Here is a 19,005-nt window from a genome sequence, read left to right on the forward strand (position 1 = left end):
TCTGTGACGCGATGGTGCGGACGTACCCTAGCGATTCACGCCGTCGCGGTCACCAGCGCCCGCTCACGCGGGCCGGCGGGCGTACAGCGCGGCGCTGAGCCCGTACACCGCGGCGACCCCGAGCACCACGCCCGCGGAACGACCGTTCAGCGGCAGCACCAGTGCGGTGACCCCGGCCGCCGCCACGAAGGCGACGTTGAAGAGCACGTCGTAGAGCGCGAAGACGCGGCCCCGGTAGTCGTCCTCGACCGCGTTCTGCACGATCGTGTCGGCACAGATCTTGGTGCCCTGGGTGACCACGCCGAGCAGCAGCGCGGCGGCCATCGCGGGTCCGGCGGTGAAGAAGAGCCCCAACCCCGGGACGAAGACGGCGGCCGAGCCGAGGCAGGCGACCATCCAGCCGGTGAGTCCGAGCCGCCGGGTGAACCAGGGGCTGACGACCGCGGCCAGGAAGAAGCCGACCGCCGAGAGGCCGAGTGCGGTGCCGAGGGTGGCCAGTCCCGCCTGGCTGTCGGCGGGGTTGTTGAAGGTGTACCGGGAGAGCATCAGCACGGTGACGATCAGCACGCCGTAGCAGAACCGCGCCGCGGTGACCGCTGCGAGCGCGTGCAGGGCGGGCCGGCTCTCCTTGACCAGGTGGCGGAGCCCCTCGACCAGTGCGTGGCCGGCCCGGCCGAGCGCGGCCCGCAGGTCGGGGCGGTCCGGGTGGTGCTCGGGACCGAGCAGATCCGGAGCCATCCGGCGCGCCGCCAGCGAGGCGGCGAGGTAGAGCGCGGCGGCCACGGTGACCAGGGCGGCGTCCGCGCTTGGTCCGGGCGGCAGCACCTGGTGGACCAGGAACCCGACGCCGCCACCGCAGGCGGCTGCGATGGTCCCGGCGGTGGGGGAGAGCGCGTTGGCCGTGACCAGCTGGGCGGGCTCGACGACCCGGGGCAGCGCGGCCGACAGGCCCGCCAGGATGAACCGGTTGAGCGCGGTGACCAGCAGCGCGGAGGCGAAGAAGAGCCACTCGGGCGCCCGCCCGAGCAGCAGCGCGGCGGTCGCCAGGCCCAGGCCGAAGCGGGCCAGGTTGCCCAGGTAGAGCACCTGACGGCGGCGCCAGCGGTCGAGCAGCACACCGGCGAACGGGCCGACCACCGAGAACGGCAGCAGCAGGACCGCCAGCATCGAGGCGATGTCGGCGGGGGTGGCCTGGCGCTCCGGGGAGAAGATCACGTAGGAGGCCAGCGAGACCTGGAAGACCCCGTCGGAGAGCTGGGAGACCAGCCGGACGGTCAGCAGCCGCCGGAAGTCCCGGGTGCCCAGCAGCGCGCGGAGCGTGGCCCGGTCAGCGGACTGGGAGCTGCGGATCGGGGCCGGCCTTCTGGTGATCGCCATCAGCTCAGGGTGTCATGACGATGGCCGATGTTTCACGTGAAACATCGGCCATCATCATGACGCCGGCTCAGCCGGCTTTCAGCGTCGAGCGCTCAGCGCTCAGTGCTGAACAGTCGCGACCCGCTGCGGAGCAGCTAGTCGATCGGAGTGCTGCGCTCAGCGCTCAGCGTTGAACAGTCGCGAACCTCGCTGCGCTCAGCGCTCGACCTCACCGCGGATGAACTTCTCGACGTTCTCCTTGGCCTCGTCGTCGAAGTACTGCACCGGCGGGGACTTCATGAAGTACGACGACGCCGACAGGATCGGGCCACCGATGCCGCGGTCCTTGGCGATCTTCGCGGCGCGCACCGCGTCGATGATGACGCCGGCCGAGTTCGGGGAGTCCCAGACCTCGAGCTTGTACTCCAGGTTCAGCGGAACGTCACCGAAGGCGCGGCCCTCGAGGCGGACGTAGGCCCACTTGCGGTCGTCGAGCCAGGCGACGTAGTCGGACGGGCCGATGTGGACGTTCTTGGCGCCCATGTCGCGGTCCCGGATCTGCGAGGTGACGGCCTGCGTCTTCGAGATCTTCTTGGACTCCAGGCGCTCGCGCTCGAGCATGTTCTTGAAGTCCATGTTGCCGCCGACGTTCAGCTGCATGGTGCGCTCGAGGATGACACCGCGGTCCTCGAAGAGCTTGGCCATCACGCGGTGCGTGATGGTGGCGCCCACCTGGGACTTGATGTCGTCACCGACGATCGGCACGCCGGCCTCGGTGAACTTGTCCGCCCACTCCTTGGTGCCCGCGATGAACACCGGCAGGGCGTTCACGAAGGCGACCTTGGCGTCGATGGCGCACTGCGCGTAGAACTTGGCAGCGGCCTCGGAACCCACCGGCAGGTAGCAGACCAGGACGTCGACCTGGCGGTCCTTCAGGACCTGCACCACGTCGGCCGGAGTCTCGTCGGACTCCTCGATGGTCTCCCGGTAGTACTTGCCGAGGCCGTCGAGGGTGTGGCCACGCTGCACGGTGACGCCGGTCGGCGGCACGTCGCAGATCTTGATGGTGTTGTTCTCGCTGGCGCCGATGGCGTGTGCGAGGTCCTGGCCGACCTTCTTGGCGTCGACGTCGAACGCCGCGACGAACTCCACGTCACTGACGTGGTACTCGCCGAACTGCACGTGCATAAGCCCGGGGACCTTGCCGGCCGGGTCGGCGTCCTTGTAGTACTCGACACCCTGCACCAGCGACGCGGCGCAGTTACCCACGCCGACGATGGCTACGCGAACCGAACCCATTCCGGTTGCTCCCTGTGATCTCGTGAGGCCCACCGGAGACCGGCGGCCCTCGTCCTGCTTCTTCATCTGACTCATCGACGGGCGCACTGCGCCCACTTCCGCCGCGTGGCACACGCAGACGCGGCGGCGGCACTCCTAGTCGGAGCGCCCCGGGCGGTCGTGCGGTGGCCGGAGCGGATCGGGGGATCCGCTCTCGTCGCCACGGCCGTCCGAAGACTGTGGTGCCGGGGTTCTGCCCGGCGGGGCGGCGGCGCGCCCGGTGCGGTTGGCCCGCTCGGTCTCGATCAGCTCGTTCAGCCAGCGGACCTCGCGCTCCACCGACTCCAAGCCGTGCCGCTGCAGTTCGAGCGTGTAGTCGTCGAACCGCTCACGGGTGCGCGCGATCGAGCTGCGCATCCGCTCCAGCCGCTCCTCCAGCCTGCTGCGGCGACCCTCCAGGACGCGCATCCGCACGGCCCGGTCGGTCTGCCCGAAGAAGGCGAAGTGCACGCCGAAGTGCTCGTCCTCCCAGGCGTCCGGGCCGGAGTCGGCCAGCAGCTCCTCGAAGCGCTCCTTGCCCTCCGGGGAGAGCCGGTAGACGATCTTCGACCGCTTGCCGTTCAGCGCGGTGGCCGGGACATACGCGGTGTCCGGGTTGTCCTCGACCAGGAAGCCCTGGGCGACCAGGCTCTTCAGGCAGGGGTAGAGCGTGCCGTAGGAGAACGCGCGGAACGAGCCGAGCAGCACGTTGAGGCGTTTGCGCAGCTCATAGCCGTGCATCGGAGCGTCGTGCAGGAGGCCGAGAACGGCGAACTCCAGCACTCCTGAGCGCCTGCTCACGCTGTCCGGCCTCCCTTCGACGAGCTCCTGGCCAGTACTTCGCCGTGGGCTATGCCGCTGCGATGTATCGACTCGATATATCGAGAACGATAGGCCTGGGTCACGATTGGGGCAAGAGGGGCACGGGTGAATGTGATCACAAGAGTCCTGGATGTCCGTCGGCGGACCCCTGTCGCCTGCTTGTCACCTCCCCGTCAACCGCTTGCCGACCTGCCCGCTGACCTGCCCCGCCGACCTGCCGGTCGACCGGCCGAGGCCGGCCCGAGGTCGGCGCGGACCGGCCCGCAGATCTGCCCCGGCCGCTCCGTCGGGCGGTCGTTCATGCCGTCATCGACCGTCCGTCAAGGCCAACTCGGGGTTTATTGGCAACGGGGACGTAATGATCTGCCAGCCGTTCGCGGCAGTTGTGGCGATATGCCCGATTGATGCCTCATCAGGGATGCGTACGCTGTCGCGTGTGCACGAGGACCACCATCGGGGCGGCGGCCTGAAACAGGCCTAGGGCGGTTGCGGGCATCGGAAGTGGATCCTGTCTACAGGCGTCCGTGCCTGGCCGAGGAGTTACTGGACTATGAGCGAACACCGGCGCCGGTCGCCGAACTCGGGCGGCGGCGATCAGCCGCCTGGCGGACCGAACGGCCAACGCCCGTACGCCTACGGCTCCGCGCCGGAGGGCGCGCCCAGCTACGACCACCCGGGGCAGCCCCGCCCCAACCGGGCGGCCGGTCCGCGTGGGCCGCAGAGCGGCATGCGGGAGACGAGCCAGCAGCCGCGACTGAGCCGCGCCGAGATGCGGAAAGCAGCCCAGAAGCGCGGTCGCAAGGGCGGCGGCGGACCTGAGGGTCCGGGCCGAGACGGTCGCGGGGCCGGCGCCAAGCCGCCGGGCAAGAAGCGCTTCATCGACTACCCCCGCTGGGGCAAGAGCGGGGTGAAGCGCTGGATGCCCTCGTGGAAGCAACTCCTCACGCTCTTCCTGATCTTCTCCGGCGGCGGCGTCGCGGCGGTCGGCACCGCCTACGCGATGACCAACGTGCCGCTGCTCAAGGACCTGGTGAACGACCAGCCCAACACGTACTACTGGGCCGACGGTTCCCCGATGACCAGTACCGGGAGCACTCACCGGGTCATCGTCCCGATCGGCGACATCAACCCGTCCGCACAGAACGCGGTGATCGCGGCCGAGAACGAGACGTTCAAGACCGACAGCGGCATCGACCCCAAGGGCATCGCCCGCGCCATCTACAACATGGCGTCCGGCGGGGCCACCCAGGGCGGTTCGACGATCACCCAGCAGTACGTGAAGAACGCCTACCTGAACCAGAGCCAGACGATCAGTCGCAAGCTCAAGGAGTTCTTCATCACGCTCAAGATCAGCCAGAAGGAGTCCAAGGACGACATCCTGGACGGCTATCTGAACACCAGCTGGTTCGGTCGTGGCTCCACCGGCATCCAGGCCGCCGCCCACAACTACTACGGCGTCGACGCCAAGGACCTGAACACCTGCCAGAGCGCGATGCTGGCCGGTCTGCTCAAGGGCGCGGCGCTCTACGACCCCTCGCTCAGCGCGGCCAACCACGCGAACATGTTCGGCCCGCCGGGCAAGCCGGCCGCAGGCCGCTGGGAGTACGTGCTGGGCCGGATGGTGGCCGGCAAGTCCATCACCCAGGACCAGATGAACCAGTGCATGAGCGCCGGCTTCCCCGAGCCGATCAAGCAGGTGACGCAGACCAACATGACGGGGCAGGTCGGCTACATCGTCGACACCGTCAACAAGTACCTGGAGCAGAAGGACCCGACGATCACGGACGCCACCCTGGGCGCGGGCGGCTACCAGATCTACACCACCCTGCAGAAGGACAAGGTCGACGAGCTGAGCGCGGCGGTCGCGCAGATGCAGCAGCAGAACCTCGACCCGACCAAGCGTCCCAACACCGACACCTTCGTCCAGGTCGGCGCGGCCTCCGTGGTGCCCGGTGACGGCGCGCTGGTGGCCATCTACGGCGGCCCGGGCCAGGACAAGGGGCAGTACAGCAACAACGCGGACTCCGTCGGTGTCCCGGTCGGCTCGACCTTCAAGCCGTACGTGCTGGCCACCGCGATGCAGGTCGGTCTGCAGACCCAGACCGGTCCGGACGGCAAGCCGCTGCGGATCAACGAGGACAGCCGCTACAACGCCGACGACGAGAGCACCATCCGCAAGCCGGACGGTTCGCTGGTGACCAACCCGGACGGCTCGGTCTTCAAGCAGAAGAACGACGAGAACGGACCGCAGGGTTATGTGACGCTGCGCGACGCGATGATCAACTCGTTCAACGTGCCCTACGTGCAGCTCGGTGAGGACGTCGGCGGCCCGAACGTGGCCAAGCTGGCCGAGCAGATGGGGCTGAGCGCCGCGTCCATGCCGGTGGCCAACCAGAACACCGCCTCGTTCGCGATCGGTACCTCGACCCCGAGCGCGATCCAGATGGCCTCCGGCTACTCGGTCTTCGCTGCCCGCGGGCAGCAGACCGACATGTACCCGGTGACCAAGGTGCTCTTCTCCGGCAAGCAGCTGAGCACCTTCACCAAGCCCGCCCCGAAGGCGGTGCTCGACCAGGCGGTGGCCGACAACATCACCAGCGTGCTCCAGGACGTGGTGCAGAAGGGCACCGGTACCAAGGCCCAGGCGGTCGGCCGTCCGATAGCCGGTAAGACCGGTACCACCGACAAGGGCACCTCGGCCTGGTTCGACGGATACACCCCGTCGCTGGCCACCGCGATCACCATGTTCCGCGCGGACCCCAACAAGCCCGGGCTGCTCTCGCTGGTCGGCACCGGCGGCCGCAGCGAGTTCGCCGGTGGTGACCTGCCGACCGAGATCTTCGCCAGCTACATGAAGGCCGCCCTGGCCGGTACCCCGGTGCAGAACTTCCCGGCGCCGGAGCCGGTCAACACCGAGGTCGACGAGTCGGGTGCGCCGAGCACGGCCTCGCCCTCGCCCTCCGCCTCGGCCAGCGCCACGGCCTCGGCGACCGCCACGGCCACCACCCAGGCCCCGGTCACCGCGCCGCCGACCACCCAGGCACCGGTCCAGCCGCCCACGGGCGCGCCGGAGACCTGCGTGCCCGGCGTGGACTGCGGCGGCCAGCCGTCCACCAGCAAGGCGCCGCCCGGTGGCGGCAACGGCGGTGGTACCGGTGGCGGCAACGGCGGCGGTCCGGGCGGCGGTACCGGTGGTGGCAACGGCGGCGGGACCGGCGGTTGCATCCCGATCCTGCCCGGCGACTGCTCGACACCGAGCCCGACGTCCTCCAAGCACGGCGGGCCTGGCGGCGGTACCGGTGGTGGCAACGGCGGCGGAACCGGCGGCGGCACCACGCCACCGACCGGCACGGCCACCGGAGCTGCCGGGGCAGGGCAGTAACCGATCCGATCCGAGGGCGGTCCCGCGTGCTGCGGGGCCGCCCTCGGGCGTTCCCCGCCCCGGGCGCGCCCGAGGCGGATGTGTGGGACCAGTCCTCGTCCGATCGGCGCGCGTGCGGCAGTATGTCCGGCATGACGTCCAGCACCCGTGACGAGACCCCCGCCACCGAGACCGCGGTGGCGCCGGTCGAGGGCCCGCTGCCCAACACCGTGGTGGTCCCCGCCGACGAGGACCCGATCGCCGCGGCCGGCAGTGAACTGCTCGGCGGCCCGCCCGGGCGCCGGGCCCTGCTGGGCGTCTCCTGGTGGATCCCGGCCCGCTTCCTGGCGCTGGCCACCGTCCTGACGTACCTCGTCGGCATGGTGCAGAAGCTGCCCTGCTACACCAGCGGCTGGTTCTTCGGCGCCACCGCGCAGTACACCCACGCCTGCTACAGCGACATCCCGCACCTGTACACCGCGCGCGGCTTCGCGGCCGGGTTGCACCCGTACCTCGACATGCTGCCCTCGCCGTCGCCGGACATGAAGTACCTGGAGTACCCGGTGCTCACCGGCGGCTTCATGCAGATCGCCGGCTGGCTCACCCCCACGGCCGGCGTGATCGAGGACCGCGAGCGCTGGTTCTGGATGGTCAACGCCGGGATGCTGCTGATCTGCGCGGTGATCACGGTGATCGCGCTGACCCGCACCCACCGCCGCCGCCCGTGGGACGCGCTGCTCTTCGCGCTGGCGCCGTGCCTGGCGCTGGACGCCACGGTCAACTGGGACCTGCTGGCGGTCGCGCTGACGGCCGTCGCGATGGCCTACTGGTCGGGCCGGCGCACCGTGTGGGCCGGCGTCTTCATCGGACTGGCCACCGCCGCCAAGCTCTACCCGGTGCTCCTGCTCGGCCCGCTGCTGGTGCTCTGCTGGCGCTCGGGCCGCTGGCGGGAGTTCTGGCAGGCCACGGCCGGCGCGGTCGGCGCCTGGCTGCTGGTCAACGTGCCGATCATGATCGCCAACTTCGACGGCTGGGCCACCTTCTACAGCTTCAGCCAGAGCCGCAAGGAGGACTTCGGGTCCTTCTGGATGATCCTGATGCAGGACCGCAACGAGTCACTGGCCGGTCTGAACAACTGGATCGCCGCCCTGCTGATCGCCTGCTGCCTGGGCATCGGCTGGCTGGCCCTGACCGCGCCCCGCCGGCCGCGCTACGCCCAGCTGGTCTTCCTGGTGGTGGCGGCCTTCGTGGTCACCAACAAGGTGTACTCCCCGCAGTACGTGCTCTGGCTGATCCCGCTGGCCGCCCTGGCCCGCCCGCGCTGGCGGGACTTCCTGATCTGGCAGGCCTGCGAGGTGCTGTACTTCCTCGGGATCTGGTCCTACCTGGCTTTCATCAGCGACCCCAAGCAGCACGGGATCGGTCAGGACTGGTACCACTTCGCCGTGGTCCTGCACCTGGCCGGCACGCTCTACCTCTGCGCCAAGGTGATCCGCGACATCCTGCGTCCCGAGCACGACCCGGTGCGCTGGGACGGCAGCGACGACCCGTCGGGCGGCGTGTTCGACTCCGCGCCGGACGTCTTCGTGATCGGTGCGGCGCGCCGGCTGCGCGAGCAGGAGTCCTACGCGGCCTTCGCCCCGGCGGACGGGGTGGACTGGCTGGCGGAGGACCAGCGGGACGTGGCGGACCGGTGGGACGTCCAGGACGAGCCGGACGCGCCGGACCGGCAGCCGCTGGAGGACGCCCGCCCGCCGGCACCGACCGTGGCGCCGGCGGGGGACCCCGGGCACTCCTGAGCACCCGTCGGCCGGATCCGGTCAACCTGGTCCGGCCGGACCAGGTCAGCCGGTCCGGTCGGTCACCTGGTCGAAGTGGGTCGTGGTGTGCCGGGTGACGACCGGCAGCTCGTCGCCGACGGCCGGCGGCTTGTCGCTGTCGGGCAGGAACAGGATGCTCACCTGCATGTGCGGCGGCTCGGCGAACCAGAGCTGGCGCCCGTTCCACTGGTAGGGCGACAGGGTGCGGTTCACCGTGGCCAGCGCGGCCCTGGCGATCCCCTTGGCGCGCGGCAGCAGGCCCTGCACGTGTCTCGGTGTCTCCATGCCGATGCCGTGCGCGGTGCCGCCGGAGACCACCAGCAGGTGGCCGTTGGAGGGCGCCTTGCGCTGGCGGTAGCCGTAGCGCTCGCCGCGGGCCACCGCGGTCACGTCCAGCACGGTGGCCCGGGCGCTCAGCGCGTCGACGTCGCCGAGCCAGAGCCGGGTGCCGATCCGGGAGCGGAACTCGGTGTGCGGATGGGCGGCGCGCAGTGCGGTGACGCCTTCCGAGCTCAGGTGACTCAGGTAGACGGTGCCGGCGGGCAGCCCCGCGGCCCCGATCGCGGTGACCCAGTCGGCGACCTCGGCGACCGGGTCGGACATGTCCCGGCGGTCCAGCGGCAGGTGCAGCGCGAAGCCCTCGATGGTGGCCGCCGCGCCGCCCCGGGCGGTGGCCTCGGCCAGGTACTCGAGCTCGGCGCGCGCGATGCCGTGCCGGCGCATGCTGGTCATGCACTCCACCACCACCCGGTGGCCGGCCAGTGCGCCCAGCGCCTCCACGCTCCCCACCGTGCGGACCACCTGGCCGGCCCGGAGTTCGGGCGCCTCCTCGCCGATCCGATAGGGCGTCAGTACCAGCACGTCGCCCTGGAATCCGCCGGCCCGCTCGCTGTCGCGCAGCACGTCGGCGGCCTCCGCCGCGGTACCCACCGCCAGCGCACCGGTGCCCAGCAGCACCGCCTCCCGGGCGAGCCGGAGGTTGCCGAAGCCGTAGCCGTTGCCCTTGGCCACCGGGACCAGCGCGGGGAACTCGGCCAGCAGCGTGCGCTGATGCGTCCGCCAGCGGTCGGTGTCGACGTACAGCGAAAGGGTCATCGAGCTCTCCCCGGGGGGTGGTGCGGGCGGTGCGATGGGCGGCGCGTGGCCGGGTCAGCGGCGCGACATGTAGAGGTCGAGGGCCTTGTGCAGGAGCTTGTTCAGCGGGAAGTCCCACTCGCCCAGGTATTCGGCGGCCTGGCCGCCGGTACCGAGCTTGAACTGGATCAGCCCGAAGAGCGGGTCGTCCTCCTGGAGGGTGTCGCTGATCCCGCGCAGGTCGTAGGTGCTCGCGCCCAGCGCGTAGGCGTCGCGCATCATCCGCCACTGGATCGCGTTGGACGGCTTGACCTCGCGCTTGTGGTTGGCCGAGGCGCCGTAGGAGTACCAGACGTGCTCGCCCACGGTCAGCATGGTGGTCCCGGCCAGCGGCTCGCCGTCGTGGTAGGCGAGGTAGAGCCGCATCCGGTTGGGGTCCTCGTAGTTCAGCGACTGCCACATCCGCTGGAAGTAGCCCAGCGGGCGCGGGGTGAAGTGGTCGCGCTCGGCGGTCACCACATAGAGCCGGTGGAAGACGGCCAGGTCCTCGTAGTTGCCCTGGACCACCTCGACGCCGCTCTTCTCGGCCTTCTTGATGTTGCGCCGCCACAGCTGGTTGAAGCCGCGCTGGATGTCGTCCAGCGAGCGGCCGGCCAGCGGCACCTGGAAGACGTAGCGCGGCTGCACGTCGCCGAAGCCCGCGCCGCCGTCCTCGCCCTGCAGCCAGCCGGCCCGGCGCAGCCGGTCGGCCATCTCGAAGGCCTGCGGTTCGTACCAGTCCGGGTCGAGGTCGCGCAGCCGCTTGGCCTGCCCGCCGGCGATCGCCTCCTTGATCGAGGTGGCCTCCCAGCGCCTGATCACCACCGGCGGCCCCATCTTCACCGAGAACGCGCCCTGCGCCTTCAGGTGCGCCAGCATCGGGCTCAGCCAGCGGTCCAGGTCGGGGTCGAACCAGTCGATCACCGGGCCCTCGGGCAGGTAGGCCAGGTACCGCTTCAGCTTGGGCAACTGCCGGTAGAGCACCAGGCCGGCGCCGACCACCGCACCGGAGGCGTCGATCCACCCGATCGACTCGCTGCGCCACTCCGACTTCACCTCGCCCCAGGACGGCACCTGCATGTGGCTGGCGGAGGGCCGGCCGCGCAGGAAGGCGAGGTGCTCCTCACGGGTGATCGTCCTCAGACGCAGGCTCATGCTCGGGATGCTCCTTGGAGTGGACTGGCGGGGTGTCGGCCTCGTGACCCTATGACTCTGTGACCCTATCGATGGCTCTGTGACCTTATCGTCCGAATGGTCCGTTTCGGCCGGGTCGCGCGCGGCACGCTGACGGAACCCTAGGGGCGTGGTCCACCGGCGGGTACCGGAACGGCGCGAACGGCGCCCTCCGGAGGGGGAGGGCGCCGTCTCATACGCCTGGTGCGCGCCGGTGTGCCGGTGTGCCCGGTCGGGCGCGCGGTGGCCGACGAGGCGTCGGCCGGTGGGCGGGCTAGCCGAAGAGCCCGCCGTGGGCCAGACCGACGCCGAGGCCGAACGCGGAGGCGGCCAGTGCGATCACCGTCACGAAGCGCTCGGCGGTGGTGACGGAAATGAACTGGGACCACAGGCCGATGACGACACCACCGAGTCCGGTCCAGGAGCTCAACAGGTGCAGGCTGTGGACGAACGACGTGCTGAAGGCCACCAGGCCCAGGATCACGGTCAGGCCCACCAGGGTGTTCTCCCTGGGGTGCCGGTGACCGTCGGTGTTGAGGGTGAGCGCGGGGAATCGGCGGATGGTCTGTGCCATGGAACCCACCTCCTGCGGAGGGCGAGCGCGGTGTGTGTACCCGTTCTGCCCAAGATTGCGCCGCTCCAGACGTCCCGGCAATTCATGGGCGTTTTGTTCGTCCGGATGGGTGCGGGTAGGCTGAGCGATCTGCACTGGTGTATCTGTGCCCTCGCCTGCCCGCTCGCGGGTCGTGACCCGTCCCGGGTCCGGCGGGGCCCGGTTGTCAGACCCGGTCACTACGGTGGTTCCACCACAGTGGTCCGCGGTCGGTACAGCTCCAGTGCCGACGCCGTACAACCCTCCTGCCACGGAGAGACCGTGGCCGCTGAGTCCAAAGGAGGTGGGTTTACCCATGCGTCACTACGAGGTGATGGTCATCCTCGACCCCTCGGTCGAGGAGCGCGCTGTCTCCCCCCTGATCGAGAACTTCCTCAACGTCGTCCGCACCGGCGGTGGCACCGTTGAGAAGATCGACACCTGGGGTCGTCGCCGCCTGGCGTACGAGATCAAGAAGCAGCCCGAGGGCATTTACTCGGTCATCGACCTGAAGGCCACGCCTGAGGTCGTCAAGGAGCTCGACCGCCAGATGTCTCTGAGCGAGTCGGTGCTGCGGACCAAGGTCCTGCGCCCGGACACCCACTGAGCCACCCTCGGGACTACTGAAGTCCCGAAGGCTCATGTCCGATGTTTCACGTGAAACATCGCTGAACGGAACTCTTCCTCCCGAGAGGTCAGCACACCATGGCAGGCGAGACCGTCATCACCCTCGTCGGCAATCTCGTCGACGACCCCGAGCTGCGTTTCACCCCCTCGGGTGCGGCGGTCGCGAAGTTCCGCATCGCGTCCACCCCCCGCACCTTTGACCGCCAGACCAACGAGTGGAAGGACGGCGAGAGCCTCTTCCTCACGTGCAACGTCTGGCGTCAGCCGGCGGAGAACGTGGCCGAGTCGCTGCAGCGCGGCATGCGCGTGATCGTGCAGGGCCGACTGCGCCAGCGGTCTTACGAGACCAAGGAAGGCGAGAAGCGGACGGTCTTCGAGGTTGAGGTCGACGAGGTCGGCCCGAGCCTGCGCTCGGCGACTGCCAAGGTGACCCGGGCCAACCGGTCCGGCGGTCCTGGCGGTGGCGGCGGCTTTGGTGGCGGTGGCCAGCAGGGCGGCGGCGGCCAGGGCGGCGGCTGGGGTGGCAACGGCGGTGGCCAGCAGGGTGGCAGCTGGGGCGGCAACGCCTCGGGCGGCCAGTCCGGCCCCTCCGACGACCCCTGGGCGTCCAGCGCTCCCTCTGGTGGCAACCAGGGTGGCGGCGGCTGGGGTGCCCCGTCCGGTGGCGGCTTCTCGGAAGAGCCTCCGTTCTAAGAGCTGACAGATTTCGTGCGACCCGGGGCGCCCGCACTCGATGCGGGTCCCGGATCGTGATCCTCATTTGGAGCACACCATGGCGAAGCCGCCTGCTCGCAAGCCGAAGAAGAAGGTTTGCGTCTTCTGCAAGGACAAGGTCAACTACGTTGACTACAAGGACACGAACCTGCTGCGGAAGTTCATTTCCGACCGCGGGAAGATTCGTGCCCGCCGGGTCACCGGCAACTGCACCCAGCACCAGCGCGACGTCGCCACGGCCGTGAAGAACAGCCGTGAGATGGCGCTGCTGCCCTACACCAGCACCGCGCGCTAAGAGAGGGTGACCGAAAAATGAAGATCATCCTCACTCACGAGGTCCCTGGCCTCGGTGGCGCCGGCGAGATCGTCGAGGTCAAGGACGGCTACGCCCGTAACTACCTGGTTCCGCGTGGCTTCGCCATCCGCTGGACCAAGGGCGGCCAGAAGGACGTCGACGCGATCCGTCGCGCTCGCAAGATCCACCAGATCCAGACCATCGAGGCGGCCAACGAGTTCAAGGCCAAGCTCGAGGGTCTGCAGGTCAAGCTGGCCGTTCGCTCCGGCGACGCCGGCCGCCTGTTCGGCTCGGTGACCCAGGCCGACGTCGTCGAGGCCGTCAAGGCCGCCGGCGGCCCGGCGGTCGACAAGCGTGCCATCACGATCGTCTCGCCGATCAAGACCGTGGGTACCCACAAGGTCTCGGTCAAGCTGCACGCCGACGTCAAGGCTGACCTCGACGTCGCCGTCGTCGCTGCCTGATCCAGGCTGCTGCGGTAACGCGTCAACGAAGGGCCGGTCCTCCCGCAGGGGAGGGCCGGCCCTTTCGCGTGCTCGGGGGTACGGCCGGTCAGCCCCGGACCGCCCCGGTCACCAGCCAGCGGCCGGTGCGCAGCCGGCCCACCAGGAAGGCGCAGCGCAGCAGGATGAACAGGTTCAGCGCCCACCAGATGCCGGCCAGCCCCCAGCCGAGCGAGGGCACCGCCAGGGCCAGCGGCGCGAAGACCGCCAGCGTGCCGAGCATCGCCCAGGCCAGGTAGCCGCCGTCACCCGCGCCCATCAGCACGCCGTCCAGCACGAAGACCGGTCCGGAGGCGGGCTGGGTCAGCGCGACCAGCAGCAGGACCGCGGAGAGCTGCTCGCGGACCGCCGGGTCGGTGGTGAAGAGCGGGATGTACAGCGGCCGGGCCAGCACCACCAGCAGGCCGAGCAGCAGCCCCGAGCCGAGACCCCACTCGACCATCCGCCGGGTTGCCGCCCGGGCGCCGGCCCGGTCCCCGGCACCCAGGTAGCGGCCGATGATGGACTGCCCGGCGATCGCGATGGCATCCAGTGCGAAGGCCAGGAAGCCCCAGAGCGCCATGGCGATCTGATGGGTCGCCACCTCGCGGTCGCCGAGCCGCGCCGCCACCGCGGTGGCCAGCACCAGGACCGCGCGCAGGCTGAGGGTACGGATCATCAACGGCCCGCCGGCCCGGGCGCAGGCCCGGATCCCGACCGGGTCGGGGCGCAGCGCGGCCCGCTCGCGGCGGGCGCCGCGGACCACCACGGCCAGGTAGACCGCGGCCATCCCGTTCTGCGCCAGCACCGTGCCCCAGGCCGAGCCGGCCACGCCCAGGCCCGCGCCGTAGACCAGGGTGAGGTTGAGCCCGAGGTTGGCGCTGAAACCGGCCACCGCCACCAGCAGCGGCGTGCGGGTGTCCTGCAGGCCGCGCAGCACGCCGGTGGCGGCCAGCACCATCAGCATGGCGGGGACGCCCAGCGCGCTGATCCGCAGGTAGGTGACCGCGTACGGCGCGGCGGTGGCCGAGGCGCCGAGCAGGTCGGCCACCTGCGGGGCCAGCAGGGCCGCCAGCAGCGCCACCGGAACGGCGAGCAGCAGGGCCAGCCAGACGCCGTCGATGCCCTGCTGGACGGCCGCCCTGCGGTCCCCGGCACCGATCCGGCGGGCCACGGCCGCCGTGGTCGCGTAGGCCAGGAAGACGAAGATCCCGGCGAGCGTGCTCAGCGCGGTGCCGGCCACGCCGAGGCCGGCCAGCTGCGCGGTGCCGAGGTGGCCGACGATCGCCGAGTCGCCGAGCAGGAAGAGCGGTTCCGCCACCAGCGCGCCGAAGGCCGGCACGGCCAGCGCGAGGATCTCGCGGTCGTGCCGGCGGCGGTCCTGGCGCGGCTGGTGGTGCTGCCGGCTGTCGGGTCGTGAGTGGTCGGGAGCCCCGGGCCCGCTGGGCGCGGGGGGAGTCGGCTCAGCGATCGACTGGCCACCTGTCATGCGGGATACGGTAAGGCACCGTGGGTAAGTAGCGCCAGAGATCTTGGTCATTACGACCGGCGCGTGCCCAGGCGTGTGAAGTTTTTCTCATGCACAGCCGGTGGAAAGAGTCACCGCAGGTCAGCGAGTTGACACCAGGCGGATCGTGTGGTTATCCACAGGAGTTTCCCCACCCTTGTGCACAGGATTCGGGCGGTTGTCCACAGCGAGAGCCGCTTCATCCACACCCCCTGTGGATAACTGTCCCGGATTTTCTTGGAGCTAGGCCCGCGTGCGCCTTAGCGTGGTCGCTCACCCGACGCGCCGCGCCCGTACCCGGCCGCCGTCCTGTCGGCCGGGTGGCGTATGAAGGAGGTGGAGCGGACCGTGATCGTGCCCGTCCACCACCGAGGCCACCTCGTCCTTGCACCAGACTCGCACCGCTTGCTGAACGGGGAAAAAGCGTGACCGGCCCCCAGTACGACGACCACGACGCGCCACCGCCCCCGGAGGACGACTGGCAGCCGTCCGACGACGCTTTCGGCCCTTCCTTCCCCGCCGACGGCCCCAGCGACCGCCTGCCGGTCTCCCGCAACCGCGGCCAGGCCGCGGCGGGCGGTGGCGGTGGCGGCAAGGGCGAGTTCCGCAAGCGGGACGGCGAGCGCGGCCGGGACGGCGGGCGCGAGGGCGGCCGGGAGGGCGGCGTCGAGGGCTTCGAGCGGGTCCCGCCGCAGGACATCCCGGCCGAGCAGTCCGTGCTCGGCGGCATGATGCTCTCCAAGGACGCCATCGCCGACGTGGTCGAGGTGCTCAAGCCGCTCGACTACTACCGCCCGGCCCACGAGCTCATCCACAGCGCGATCCTCGACCTCTACGCCCGTGGCGAGCCGGCCGACCCGATCACCGTCGCCAGCGAGCTGACCAAGCGCGGCGAGCTGACCCGGGTCGGTGGCCCCGGCTACCTGCACACCCTGGTCAACTCCGTCCCCACCGCCGCCAACGCCGAGTACTACGCCGAGATCGTCCACGAGCGCGCCGTACTGCGCCGCCTGGTCGAGGCCGGCACCCGGATCGCCGGCATGGGCTACGCCGCCGAGGGCGACGTGGACGAGATCGTGAACGCCGCCCAGGCCGAGATCTACGCCGTCACCGAGCAGCGCACCAGCGAGGACTACGCCCCGCTGGCCGACATCATGGAGGGCGCCCTCGACGAGATCGAGGCGATCGGCTCCCGGCAGGGCCAGATGTCGGGCGTGCCGACCGGCTTCGCCGACCTGGACGCGCTGACGAACGGTCTGCACCCCGGTCAGATGATCGTCATCGCGGCTCGTCCCGCGATGGGCAAGTCCACCCTCGCCCTGGACTTCTCCCGGGCGTGCTCGATCACCAACGGCCTGCCGAGCGTGATCTTCTCGCTCGAAATGGGCCGCAACGAGATCGCGATGCGCCTGCTCTCCGCCGAGGCCCGGGTCGCGCTGCACCACATGCGTTCGGGCAACATGACCGACGACGACTGGACCCGGGTGGCCCGTCGGATGCCGGACGTGACGGCGGCTCCGCTCTACATCGACGACTCGCCGAACCTGTCGATGATGGAGATCCGCGCCAAGTGCCGGCGGCTGAAGCAGCGCCAGGACCTCAAACTGGTGGTCATCGACTACCTCCAGCTGATGCAGTCCGGCGGTTCGCGCCGGGCCGAGAGCCGCCAGCAGGAGGTCTCCGACATGTCGCGAAACCTGAAGCTGCTGGCCAAGGAGCTCGAGGTCCCGGTGATCGCGCTCTCCCAGCTGAACCGTGGCCCCGAGCAGCGCACCGACAAGAAGCCGATGGTCTCCGACCTGCGTGAATCGGGCTCCATCGAGCAGGACGCCGACATGGTCATCCTGCTCCACCGCGAGGACGCCTACGAGAAGGAGTCCCCCCGCGCGGGTGAGGCCGACCTGATCGTGGCCAAGCACCGTAACGGCCCGACCGCCACCATCACGGTGGCGTTCCAGGGCCACTACTCGCGGTTCGTGGACATGACGCGGGACTGAGGCACCGCTTGCAGGGCCTAAGATTTCATGTCGGAACCTCAGGGCTGATGTCGGATCAGAGTCGGACACGACACGGTGTGGACCGGTCGTCGTGGATCTGAAGCCGCGCCGGCGGCATCAGCGGATCAGCGGCGACCTGTGACACGAACCGCGAGACCCCGCAAGGCACTGGGGCAGCACGTTCAGGACTCCGAATGGGTTAGTCTCCGGCGGGTGATTACCAAGGGATTGCCGACTCGGTGGACAGCACGGACGGCCGGGCGAGGGGAACGTGCCGCCGCTCCGGGGAGCCGGCTCGGCTGGCTGGACGCGCTGCGCGGGGTCGCCGCGCTGGCCGTGGCGGCCCACCACTTCCAGATCTTGACGCTGATCCCGCACGGCGGCTACATCGCCGCCCACTTCGACCTCGGCTTCTACGGGGTCATCGCGTTCTTCATCGTCAGCGGGTACATCATCCCGGCCTCGCTGGAGCGCCGCGGTGACGTCCGGGCCTTCTGGATCAGCCGGATCTTCCGGATCTACCCGGCGCTGATCGTGAGCATGGTCCTCTCCGAGTGCATCCGGCCGTACTCCTACCATGTCCTCACCTTCGACGGCTACGGACACCACCTGCTCTGGCTGGCGGGCAACGGCCTGAATCTGTCGGACATGCTGGGAGTGGTGAACGCGCTCGGCATCTCGTGGACGCTCACGTACGAGATGCTCTTCTACTTCTTCGTCAGCAGCCTCTTCACGGTCGCCTGGCACCGGCGCAGCACGCCGATCGCGGTCGTGGCGGCGGCGATCGCACTCGTGCTGGGCGTCTCGATCCCGTCGTACAGCCTGACCCACAGCCTTCCGGAGCTCAGGAACCTCGTGGCCGCCGCTGTGGCCGTCGTGGGCATGGGCATGCTCTGCATGGTCAGCGGCAAAGCGGGGCTGGCCCGCATCGGTGGTCTGCTGCTGGGCGGGTTCGGTCTGCTGCTGGTGTTCACCAACGGCCGGGATCCCGCGTACGAGACCTTCACCATCCTCGCGACGATGTTCGCGGGCACGGTGATCTACCGGGCGCAGCATGGGCAGATCGAGCGCATCGAGGCCTGGCTGTCCGTCGGTTTCGTGGTGGTGGCGGGCGCCATGGTGGGGTGGATGTACAACCGGGGCGCGATGGGGAACGCGACCTCGACTTTCACCTGGCAGGCGTGGACCAACGCCTACCTGGGAGCGTGGGCGTCGTTCGGGCTCTTCTTCCTGCTGCGCAACCGGCGGCTTCCGCGCGCGATGACCTGGCTGGGCGCGGTGAGTTTCTCGGTCTACCTGCTGCACTGGCCGGTCAAGGAGTTCCTGCTGTCGCGGCTCGGCTGGGACCCTTATTACTACTACTACAAGCTGGCCGCGATGCCGTTCGCCGAGCGGTGGTCGTACGTGGCCGGGTACGTCGCGGTGCTGCTGGTGGCTTCCTGGCTGATGCACCGGCTGGTGGAGCTGCCGTTCCAGAACCTGGGCCGCAAGCTGACCAAGGCGGCGAACCGCCGCTGGCCGCAGCAGTCCCTGGAGCAGCCGGCACCGGTTGCGGCGGTGGCCGTCGCCCCGGGGCAGCCCGCCGGGGCGGCGGAGCCGGAGCTGACCGGCACAGGCGCGGGCCTGAGCTGACCGAACCGAGGCGTCGGGAACATCGACCTGGTGGTCGACGCCTTCGGGTACTACCGGAACGGTTCGACCGACCGGCACGCCGGATCCGATGGGCCCCTGGGGTGGCATGGATTGCCGCCCCCGGGGCCCTTCGCGTCCCACCGGATGGCCCATCCGGGGTCAGCGGTGGGCCGGGAGGTGGACGAGGTGGCAGCCGT

At 70.1% G+C, this 19,005-nt stretch carries 15 protein-coding genes; 8 read left to right on the forward strand and 7 right to left on the reverse strand.

Features of this window, described 5'->3' with window-relative positions:
• Positions 1-63: 63 nt before the first annotated feature.
• The 3 genes from OG403_RS19295 to OG403_RS19305 all read right to left on the reverse strand — a co-directional run bounded on the left by OG403_RS19295 (position 64) and on the right by OG403_RS19305 (position 3,474).
• Entirely contained in the window at positions 64-1,377 is a 1,314-nt protein-coding gene (locus OG403_RS19295) for an MFS transporter (protein ID WP_329566066.1), read from the reverse strand.
• A gap of 195 nt (positions 1,378-1,572) precedes the next feature.
• Positions 1,573-2,655, reverse strand: a complete 1,083-nt coding sequence (locus OG403_RS19300; RefSeq protein WP_329566069.1) for an inositol-3-phosphate synthase — start codon at positions 2,653-2,655, stop codon at positions 1,573-1,575.
• A 135-nt stretch (positions 2,656-2,790) separates the two neighbouring features.
• Entirely contained in the window at positions 2,791-3,474 is a 684-nt protein-coding gene (locus OG403_RS19305; protein ID WP_329566071.1) for a PadR family transcriptional regulator, read from the reverse strand.
• 571 nt (positions 3,475-4,045) lie between these two features.
• On the opposite strand from OG403_RS19305, the gene OG403_RS19310 reads away from it, so the two are divergent.
• Together OG403_RS19310 and OG403_RS19315 are read left to right on the forward strand one after the other, a co-directional pair.
• A complete protein-coding gene (locus OG403_RS19310; protein WP_329566073.1) occupies positions 4,046-6,877 on the forward strand; it encodes a transglycosylase domain-containing protein in 2,832 nt (943 codons plus the stop codon).
• A 131-nt stretch (positions 6,878-7,008) separates the two neighbouring features.
• Complete coding sequence (locus OG403_RS19315) at positions 7,009-8,655, forward strand: glycosyltransferase family 87 protein (RefSeq protein WP_329566075.1); 1,647 nt, start codon at positions 7,009-7,011, stop codon at positions 8,653-8,655.
• Positions 8,656-8,700: 45 nt separating this feature from the next.
• On the opposite strand, the gene OG403_RS19320 is transcribed toward OG403_RS19315, so the two are convergent.
• The 3 genes from OG403_RS19320 to OG403_RS19330 all read right to left on the reverse strand — a co-directional run bounded on the left by OG403_RS19320 (position 8,701) and on the right by OG403_RS19330 (position 11,536).
• A complete protein-coding gene (locus OG403_RS19320) occupies positions 8,701-9,771 on the reverse strand; it encodes an alanine racemase (protein ID WP_329566077.1) in 1,071 nt (356 codons plus the stop codon).
• A 54-nt stretch (positions 9,772-9,825) separates the two neighbouring features.
• On the reverse strand, positions 9,826-10,944 hold the full coding sequence (locus OG403_RS19325; protein WP_329566080.1) for a lipid II:glycine glycyltransferase FemX: 1,119 nt from the start codon (positions 10,942-10,944) through the stop codon (positions 9,826-9,828).
• A gap of 292 nt (positions 10,945-11,236) precedes the next feature.
• On the reverse strand, positions 11,237-11,536 hold the full coding sequence (locus OG403_RS19330; protein WP_329566082.1) for a hypothetical protein: 300 nt from the start codon (positions 11,534-11,536) through the stop codon (positions 11,237-11,239).
• 334 nt (positions 11,537-11,870) lie between these two features.
• On the opposite strand from OG403_RS19330, the gene rpsF reads away from it, so the two are divergent.
• From rpsF to rplI, 4 genes are all read left to right on the forward strand, one after another.
• Positions 11,871-12,161 (forward strand): 30S ribosomal protein S6, encoded by a 291-nt coding sequence (gene rpsF / locus OG403_RS19335; protein ID WP_327067976.1) that lies wholly within the window; start codon positions 11,871-11,873, stop codon positions 12,159-12,161.
• 98 nt (positions 12,162-12,259) lie between these two features.
• Positions 12,260-12,874 (forward strand): single-stranded DNA-binding protein, encoded by a 615-nt coding sequence (locus OG403_RS19340; protein WP_329566086.1) that lies wholly within the window; start codon positions 12,260-12,262, stop codon positions 12,872-12,874.
• Between the two features lie 79 nt (positions 12,875-12,953).
• The gene (gene rpsR, locus OG403_RS19345) at positions 12,954-13,190 is read left to right on the forward strand and encodes a 30S ribosomal protein S18 (protein WP_030304537.1); all 237 of its coding nucleotides are present in this window, start codon (positions 12,954-12,956) and stop codon (positions 13,188-13,190) included.
• Between the two features lie 17 nt (positions 13,191-13,207).
• A complete protein-coding gene (gene rplI / locus OG403_RS19350; protein ID WP_329566089.1) occupies positions 13,208-13,654 on the forward strand; it encodes a 50S ribosomal protein L9 in 447 nt (148 codons plus the stop codon).
• Between the two features lie 88 nt (positions 13,655-13,742).
• Here rplI and OG403_RS19355 read toward each other — a convergent pair whose 3' ends face one another.
• A complete protein-coding gene (locus OG403_RS19355; protein WP_329566091.1) occupies positions 13,743-15,161 on the reverse strand; it encodes an MATE family efflux transporter in 1,419 nt (472 codons plus the stop codon).
• Positions 15,162-15,604: 443 nt separating this feature from the next.
• Between OG403_RS19355 and dnaB the strand changes: the two genes are divergently transcribed.
• Together dnaB and OG403_RS19365 are read left to right on the forward strand one after the other, a co-directional pair.
• Positions 15,605-17,176: a replicative DNA helicase gene (gene dnaB / locus OG403_RS19360; protein WP_442910938.1), complete on the forward strand. Its 1,572-nt coding sequence runs from the start codon at positions 15,605-15,607 to the stop codon at positions 17,174-17,176.
• Positions 17,177-17,389: 213 nt separating this feature from the next.
• Positions 17,390-18,808, forward strand: coding sequence for an acyltransferase family protein (locus OG403_RS19365; protein ID WP_329566093.1), 1,419 nt, complete (start codon positions 17,390-17,392; stop codon positions 18,806-18,808).
• Positions 18,809-19,005 lie beyond the last annotated feature (197 nt).

This window comes from Kitasatospora sp. NBC_01266, from assembly GCF_036242395.1.
GTDB lineage: Bacteria > Actinomycetota > Actinomycetes > Streptomycetales > Streptomycetaceae > Kitasatospora.

Excerpts from the sequence above, each read along its gene's own strand:
- OG403_RS19295 (WP_329566066.1), bottom strand. The coding sequence starts at position 1,377 with ATGGCGATCACCAGAAGGCCGGCCCCGATCCGCAGCTCCCAGTCCGCT.
- OG403_RS19300 (WP_329566069.1), bottom strand. The coding sequence starts at position 2,655 with ATGGGTTCGGTTCGCGTAGCCATCGTCGGCGTGGGTAACTGCGCCGCG.
- OG403_RS19310 (WP_329566073.1), top strand. The coding sequence starts at position 4,046 with ATGAGCGAACACCGGCGCCGGTCGCCGAACTCGGGCGGCGGCGATCAG.
- OG403_RS19315 (WP_329566075.1), top strand. The coding sequence starts at position 7,009 with ATGACGTCCAGCACCCGTGACGAGACCCCCGCCACCGAGACCGCGGTG.
- OG403_RS19320 (WP_329566077.1), bottom strand. The coding sequence starts at position 9,771 with ATGACCCTTTCGCTGTACGTCGACACCGACCGCTGGCGGACGCATCAG.
- OG403_RS19325 (WP_329566080.1), bottom strand. The coding sequence starts at position 10,944 with ATGAGCCTGCGTCTGAGGACGATCACCCGTGAGGAGCACCTCGCCTTC.
- OG403_RS19330 (WP_329566082.1), bottom strand. The coding sequence starts at position 11,536 with ATGGCACAGACCATCCGCCGATTCCCCGCGCTCACCCTCAACACCGAC.
- rpsF (WP_327067976.1), top strand. The coding sequence starts at position 11,871 with ATGCGTCACTACGAGGTGATGGTCATCCTCGACCCCTCGGTCGAGGAG.
- OG403_RS19340 (WP_329566086.1), top strand. The coding sequence starts at position 12,260 with ATGGCAGGCGAGACCGTCATCACCCTCGTCGGCAATCTCGTCGACGAC.
- rpsR (WP_030304537.1), top strand. The coding sequence starts at position 12,954 with ATGGCGAAGCCGCCTGCTCGCAAGCCGAAGAAGAAGGTTTGCGTCTTC.
- rplI (WP_329566089.1), top strand. The coding sequence starts at position 13,208 with ATGAAGATCATCCTCACTCACGAGGTCCCTGGCCTCGGTGGCGCCGGC.
- OG403_RS19355 (WP_329566091.1), bottom strand. The coding sequence starts at position 15,161 with ATGACAGGTGGCCAGTCGATCGCTGAGCCGACTCCCCCCGCGCCCAGC.